Origin of the sequence: Enterobacter sp. K16B (assembly GCF_020216105.1) — a bacterium.
GTDB classification, from domain to species: Bacteria; Pseudomonadota; Gammaproteobacteria; order Enterobacterales; family Enterobacteriaceae; genus Enterobacter; species Enterobacter sichuanensis.
In genome coordinates, this window is the sequence record NZ_JAIWJZ010000063.1 from 25,008 (window position 1) to 32,139 (window position 7,132).

6 protein-coding genes are annotated in these 7,132 nt (G+C 55.0%); 1 reads left to right on the forward strand and 5 read right to left on the reverse strand.

The annotated features are described in order from the left end of the window. Positions 1 to 31 precede the first annotated feature (31 nt). Genes LDK53_RS13285 through yiaK form a run of 3 tightly spaced genes read right to left on the reverse strand, consistent with a single transcriptional unit; the run spans position 32 to position 2,462 of the window. Positions 32 to 958 (reverse strand): DUF4862 family protein, encoded by a 927-nt coding sequence (locus tag LDK53_RS13285; RefSeq protein WP_025758392.1) that lies wholly within the window; start codon positions 956 to 958, stop codon positions 32 to 34. Positions 959 to 985: 27 nt separating this feature from the next. Then, entirely contained in the window at positions 986 to 1,453 is a 468-nt protein-coding gene (locus LDK53_RS13290) for a YhcH/YjgK/YiaL family protein (RefSeq protein WP_225287368.1), read from the reverse strand. 10 nt (positions 1,454 to 1,463) lie between these two features. Then, positions 1,464 to 2,462, reverse strand: coding sequence for a 3-dehydro-L-gulonate 2-dehydrogenase (gene yiaK / locus LDK53_RS13295; protein WP_095441419.1), 999 nt, complete (start codon positions 2,460 to 2,462; stop codon positions 1,464 to 1,466). 230 nt (positions 2,463 to 2,692) lie between these two features. Here yiaK and yiaJ point away from each other — a divergent pair, with 230 nt between their 5' ends. After that, positions 2,693 to 3,505 (forward strand): IclR family transcriptional regulator YiaJ, encoded by an 813-nt coding sequence (gene yiaJ, locus LDK53_RS13300; protein ID WP_025758387.1) that lies wholly within the window; start codon positions 2,693 to 2,695, stop codon positions 3,503 to 3,505. 72 nt (positions 3,506 to 3,577) lie between these two features. On the opposite strand, the gene avtA is transcribed toward yiaJ, so the two are convergent. Together avtA and LDK53_RS13310 are read right to left on the reverse strand one after the other, a co-directional pair. Next, positions 3,578 to 4,834, reverse strand: a complete 1,257-nt coding sequence (gene avtA, locus LDK53_RS13305) for a valine--pyruvate transaminase (RefSeq protein ID WP_225287369.1) — start codon at positions 4,832 to 4,834, stop codon at positions 3,578 to 3,580. A 196-nt stretch (positions 4,835 to 5,030) separates the two neighbouring features. Next, positions 5,031 to 7,061 (reverse strand): alpha-amylase, encoded by a 2,031-nt coding sequence (locus tag LDK53_RS13310; protein ID WP_225287370.1) that lies wholly within the window; start codon positions 7,059 to 7,061, stop codon positions 5,031 to 5,033. Between the last annotated feature and the right edge of the window lie 71 nt (positions 7,062 to 7,132).

A 7,132-nucleotide genomic window follows, 5' to 3' on the forward strand; every position in this document is an offset into this window, starting at 1 on the left:
TGTAGGTAACCGGAATTACGTTTTTTTATTGTTATTGTGTTGCTTTTTTCATCGCGCTAATGCCGTCGCGTAAAATAGCGATACGATGCCCGACGTCAGCATTAGCATTTATTTCCAGTAATTTAATACCGGAGAATTTCAACGTTGCGGCGTGCGCCGCAGTAAACAGTGCTTTTACGTGTTCAGTGGACATCAGACTGTCGGCGCAGAACGAAGAAAACGGTGCGTGCAGATCCTGCCATTCGCCGTACTCCCCGCAGAGGGTGGTACCGGAGAACATCAGCGCGCCCAGCTTTCCGGCCTGCAGGGCGGTCTGCACATGCTCAACCGGAAGTGTTGTGTTGCGTCCCTCAATGGCCGAACGCGCCCAGTTGATGCAGACGCTGATATCGGTCTCGTTGATCGCCTCCAGAACCTGCTTCAGAGGCAGGAAACCCTTGCGCGGGGCGAGACCTGTCATGGCATCACAATGTTCAAGCACCAGGTCGCAGGACCAGTCCCACGCGGTGATTTCGCGAACAGAGCGGGAAAATGCATCGGTGGCCTGCTCAACAGAAGCATTACCGATCTGCGGAGCCGCCTGCATCTCCAGCGCGATAATTTTTCCCGGAAAACGGGCATTCACGGCGTCAATTTTCTGGTGCAGATGACGGTAGAAATTGACGCAGGCTTTACGCTGCGCTTCGTCAGCAGACGCCAGGCCAAACGCACCGTGGGTGCCCCGGCGGCGCATGGTTTCCATAACGGCGGTGACAACCATTTGCCAGTCGCCTGGCGTATGGCGGAACAGCCATTCATCACCAAACGGATGGAGATTTTCCAGACACGGTTGTTCCAGCCCACGGATATCCGGCGTGTCGGAAAGTGCCCGCCAGAAGGCCCGTTCTTCTTGTTCCCCTTGCTGGTGAAACGAGGGTGCGCAGGGATACGCACCAATAATAAACCCGGTGTTGGTCATTTCGCGTTTCCACTATTTATAAAAAAATTAATTCAATTCGCTGATGGCAACTTTCACCACAATTTTACGAATTTCAGAACTTTTATTTTTAATACAGGCAGGGCGGTGAACGTCCTGCGGGAAAAATATGGCATAACTGCCCGGTACCATTTCAATAAACGATTCATTTTCACTGTCGTGATAAAAAATAATATCCCGCTGTTCCAGCAATGATTCGCTTATTTTGTTATTACCAGTATCAATAGCGATACCGATTTTTTCTTCACCGGAGGCCAGGAATTGAATATCGAGGTAGCGGCGATGCACTTCCGGGCGATTCTCATGCTGTGCTTTGGTGGTCAGGTCGAGCACCTGAGCAAAGATGTTACGTCCTTCGATTTCAACGACGCCCGGCATCAGGGAGGTGAAATCCGTGGTACGCAGAAAATCCAGTGCTTTTTCAATGGCGCGTGGCAGGCGGCACGGATTGGGCTGCGAGATATGTCCGAATATCATGGTCCACTCCTTACAGTGCCTGGATTTTCGCCCATACGCTATCGTCGATGGTGATACCGTGGCGACGGTTCTCTTCCAGATGACGCGTAAATTCATGCCCCGGCAGACGGACCGCCACGTTTTCATCTGACCGCTCTGCGGTAGTGATAAAGTCCATGATGCGCTGCAGCTTAGCGTCGCGGGTTGGTCCGTCGATCAGGCGATCGACCTCGATGGCGATAAAGATTTGCGACACGCCGTATTCGTCACTGTTGTCCTGGGTGACTTCCGCCACGGACGCGCCGTTGGAGAGCAAGGTGGCGATCATATCGAGCACGATCGATAAGCCGGAGCCTTTCCAGTATCCCATCGGCAGGATGCGACGGTTTTTCTCAATCACGCCAGGCTCTCTGGTGAGATTACCCTCGTCGTCAAAGCCGCCGTCTACCGGGAGTTCGCGCCCCGCGAGACGATTGACCTCCAGCATGCCGTAGGAAAACATCGACATCGACATATCGACCATGGTGATCGGGCTTGAAGGAATGGCCACGATCAGCGGGTTGGTGCCGATGCAACACGTTTTTGAGCCCCAGGCGGGCATCACGGCTATGGAGTTGGTCCAGCAAATCCCGATATAGCCCTTCTCGGCGGCTTGCCACCCGTAGCTGCCGCCGCGCATCCAGTGGTTAGCGTTACGTAGCGCCACCAGACCAATCCCGTGATCGGACGCCAGCTCGGTGGCGCGGTCCATCATCTTCTTCGCTGTCAGGTTGCCGATGGATCGCTGCGCATCCCACTGTTCGATGGCCCCTAATGTGGTAACCCGTTTTGGTTGGGCGTCAGGAATGATGTCGCCGGCGTCAAGCTGCTGGATAAAGCGCGGGAAGCGGTTGACGCCATGCGAATAGACGCCGGATTCCGTGGTGCGGGCAAACATCTCCGCGCAGGCGTCCGCGGTATCCGCGTTGACACCGCGATCGAGCAGAACCCGATTGAACGCCGCTTTCAACTCTTCGAAGGTCACTTTCATCCCTGTTCTCCTGTTTTTGTCGGGGCAAGTGCGAGTGCTTTTTTATCGTTAAATTTCACTATGCGAAATCTGATTTCAAATATAGCGATCAAAATTTGTCAGATCAACGACATTCCTGTTTTTCAAAATCGATTAAAATCAACTGGTTGTATTTTTTCTGTCGAGATCGTGAACTGACCCACACTTTGCGCTACCATCAGGACGCGCTAAACAGGAGCCATGGGAAAAGCATGAAAGAGAGCGAAATGACGCAAGAAAAAGAGAGGCCAGCAGGCAGCCAGAGCTTGTTTCGCGGCCTGATGCTGATTGAGATCCTCAGTAACTATCCGAACGGTTGTCCGCTGGCGCATTTATCGGAACTGGCGGGGCTAAATAAGAGCACCGTGCACCGGTTGCTGCAGGGATTGCAGTCGTGCGGGTACGTCACGCCGGCACCCGCGGCGGGGAGCTATCGCCTGACCACCAAATTTATCGCCGTCGGGCAAAAGGCGCTGTCATCACTGAATATTATCCACGTGGCGGCACCACACCTTGAAGCGCTGAACATTGCTACCGGCGAGACGGTGAACTTCTCCAGCCGGGAAGATGACCACGCTATTCTGATTTATAAGCTTGAGCCGACAACCGGCATGCTGCGCACGCGTGCTTATATCGGTCAGCATATGCCGCTCTACTGCTCTGCGATGGGCAAGATCTACATGGCGTTTGGTCAACAGGCGTATGTGGCGAGCTACTGGGAAAGCCACCAGGATCAGATCCAGCCGTTGACCCGCAATACCATCACCGAACTGAGCGCGATGTATGACGAACTGGCAACGATCCGCGAGCACAGCATGGCGATGGACAAAGAAGAGAACGAACTGGGTGTCTCCTGTATTGCCGTGCCGGTATTTGATATTCATGGCCGCGTGCCGTACGCGATCTCTATATCGCTGTCGACGTCGCGCATGAAGCAGGTGGGCGAAAAGAATTTACTCAAGCCGCTGCGCGAAACGGCAGAGGCTATCTCAAAAGAGCTGGGTTTTAACGTGCGCGAGGCGTAGCAGAAGGGCAGGTTTATCGTTGCGGAGCCTGCCAGATGACGTACCGTCTGGTGCGTCATCTGGCGTAAGCTCTTACTGCGTATCTTCGCGCCAGGCGTATTCGATCTCTTCGGCGAGAATTTTCACCCCGGCTTCAATTTTTTCCGGATCGGGCACGTAGTTCATCCGCATGCACTGATGTGTATGTGGCCACGGCTTATCCAGCCCCGGGAAGAAGTAATCACCTGGTACCATCAGTACGCCGCGCTTTTTCAGGCGCTGGTAGAGCAGTTCGGTGGTGATAGGCAGGTCCTTAAACCACAGCCACAGGAAAATCGCCCCTTCAGGTTTGTGGATCAGGCAGCGTTCTTCCGGTAAATAGCGGCGAAGTGTCGCAATGGTCTCCTGAACGCGCTGGTAATAGAACGGCTTGATCACCTCATTCGACAGGCGCAGCAGGTCGTTACGTTTGATCATTTCGCACATCATCGCCGGACCGATGCCGCCCGGTGAAAGGCTGATAATGCCGTTCATATTGGTAATGGCAGTGATGATTTTCTCATTGGCGATGATGATGCCGCAGCGGCTGCCCGGCAGGCCCAGCTTAGAGAGGCTCATGCACAGGACAATGTTCGGGTTCCACAGTGGACGTGCTTCGCTGAAGATAATACCGGGGAACGGTACGCCGTAGGCGTTATCGATCACCAGCGGGATGCCGTGCTGATTCGCCAGCGCATCCAGCTTCATTAACTCCTCGTCGGTGATCACGTTGCCCGTTGGATTCGTGGGACGTGATACGCAGATCATGCCCGTCTCTTCACCAATATGCAGATGTTCAAAATCGACGTGATATTTGAACTGGCCTTCCGGCAGCAGTTCGATGTTCGGGCGCGCGGAGACGAACAGATCCTCTTCCAGGCCGGAATCGGCGTAGCCGATGTACTCTGGCGCCAGCGGGAACAGCACTTTTTTGGTGGTGCCGTCGGCGCGACGCCCAGCGAAGAGGTTAAACAAGTAGAAAAATGCGCTCTGGCTGCCGTTTGTCAGTGCAATATTCTGTGGTTCGATATCCCAGCCCAGCTCGTCACGCAGCATTTCAGCGAGGAGTGCCAGCAGTTCAGTTTTCCCCTGCGGGCCGTCGTAATTGCAAAGCGCATCGGTTGCTTTGCCGCTTTCCAGCATCTGAGCAAGCAGGGTCTGGAAATAGGTATTCATCTCCGGGATTTGAGCCGGGTTTCCGCCGCCGAGCATGATTGCGCCCGGTGTGCGCAGCCCGTCGTTGAGGTCCTCCATCAGGCGAGTAATGCCTGAATGGCGGGTAAATTTGTCGCCGAAAAGTGAAAACGTCATAGCAGGTGATCTGTCGAGCTTATTTTGAAAGTGGGTAACCATAACGCTAGCACCGTGCTGGTGCAAATCGGCTGGTGTGGTCGGATTTGTTGTTTTATAGGGTGGGAGTGGGTTTATGTAGTGAATAGTTCTGGTGCTTTTCCCCTCACCCTAACCCTCTCCCTTTTGGGAAGAGGGCCAGGGTGAGGGGTGTGGTTTATTGATTACCAGCCCAAATCACCATCACCTTATCGCCTTTATGCTCGCGCACGAAGCCATACCCCTCTTTCAGCGACAGCGTGGTTTGCTTGCCTTCACCTATCGCGGGATGGCGGGCGCGGAACTGACCCAGCGTTTGCCAGTGGGCGACGGTTAACGCCTGTTTGCCCGTCACGTCCTGCCAGTTCATGTCCGAGCGGGTGCCTTGCAGCGGGTCGGAACCCGTCGGGCCGAACGGACGTTCAGATTCATCTCCGTAATAAATTTGAACGCTACCCGGTGCTAACAGCAGCAGTTCGGCCGCGCGCTGGCCGCCTTCACGGAACAGGCGCGTGTCATGCGAGGAGAGATAGCTCAGCACATTGAAGCTTTGCAGCTTTTCCGCCATCTGCTGCCACGTGAGGTCCATATCAGCCAGGCAATTTACCGCTTTCGCCGCCTGCTCCTGATAATCGAAGTTGATCATCGCGTCGAAGCCGTGGCGATAATAATCGCTCTGCATGACCCCGTGGCCCCAGGATTCCCCTGTCATCCAGAATGGCGCGTTGTCGAGCTTTTTGTCCGGGTTCGCGCCTTTCCAGGCGGCCAGCGCCTGGCTTGCCTGGTCTTTCAGCTGTTGCCAGGCCGCAAGTTCGACGTGTTTGGCGGTATCCACCCGGAAACCGTCAATGCCATAGTCCCTGACCCACTGGCTGAGCCAGTGGGTCAGGTAATCGCGCGGGGTATAGCCCGGAATGGCTTTCGCATGGGTATCGGGTTTGTGTTGATAGAAGTTAGGTAACCCGGAAGGCGCGGTGGATTCTGTTTTCAAATCGGGTAAGAACGCCAGCGACATCGTTAAATCATCGAAGCCGGGGTTGTCGTAATCGCCAATGTCGGTGCGGATCCACTTTTTCCCCCACCATTTTTCCCATGCGGCTTTGTCGCTGAAGTTGATGTAGTCGTTAAAGCTGTGCCAGCTTTGGCCTGCGCCCGGCGTCCAGTTTGTCCAGCGCTCTCCCAGCGTCTTTTTCAGCTCATCGCCCTGCAGGTACAAGGCGCCAAACTGATACTCCTGCATGTCCGCAAGCGTTGCGTAGCCCGTGTGGTTCATCACGATATCGAACAGGATGCGAATGCCGCGTTTATGCGCTTCATCAACAAGATGGCGTAAATCCTCTTCGCTACCCATGTTGGCATCAAGCGTTGTCCAGTCCTGGGTGTAGTAGCCGTGATAGGCGTAATGAGGGAAGTCACCTTTGGTCCCCCCGCCCACCCAGCCATGGATCTGCTCAAGCGGAGAGCTTATCCAGAGGGCATTCACCCCCAGCTGCTGTAAGTAATCGAGCTTGCTGGCCAGCCCCTTAAGATCGCCGCCGTGGAATGTGCCTATCTCCTGCATGCCGTCTTTATGACGGCCATAGCTGTTGTCGTTGCCAGGGTCGCCATTCACATAGCGGTCGGTCAGTACAAAATAGACGGTGGCGTTTTGCCAGCTAAACGGCGCGGGCTTGTCGGTTTCTGCGCGCTCAAGCAGCAGCAGGCCGTTGCTGTTGGCGGCTGGCTGCAGGGTGATTTTTCCGTTCTGCACTGTCGCGGTCTGTTTACTGTAATAGTCGCGCACGACCGAGCCTTCCGGGAAGGTTTGACTGACATCCAGCGTCAGCGGTTTACCGTCCCACCTTGGGCACTGACGGATGACGTTTGCCACCGGCTGTTCTGCAGTGCTCTGGATGGTCAGCAGCAGGGTGGGCGTGCCGGAGCGGGTATCTATCCGCATCTGGTATTCACCGTCGCGGAACAGGCGCCACTGCGGTGGCGTGCCGTCACAGGGTTTAAGCGACAGCATCTCATTGAGTTTTATCGCGTCTGTTGGTTGCCAGCACGTGTTGTCAAAACTCACGGTCAAAGGACGCGTACCCTTCGCAAGCTTTGCCTGGCTTATGAAAACGCCGGTGCCTTCGGCGCTAAAGGCGTTAAACCCCGGTGACGACCAGTCAGCATGTGCCAGTGCGGGTAACATCAGAAAGGCTATTGCGGTGCGTTTCATTCCATTTTCCTGTCGCGGCATTTTTGACCAGTGTGCCACCAGGCGGAGGGTAAAAACTCATCCCCCGGCGC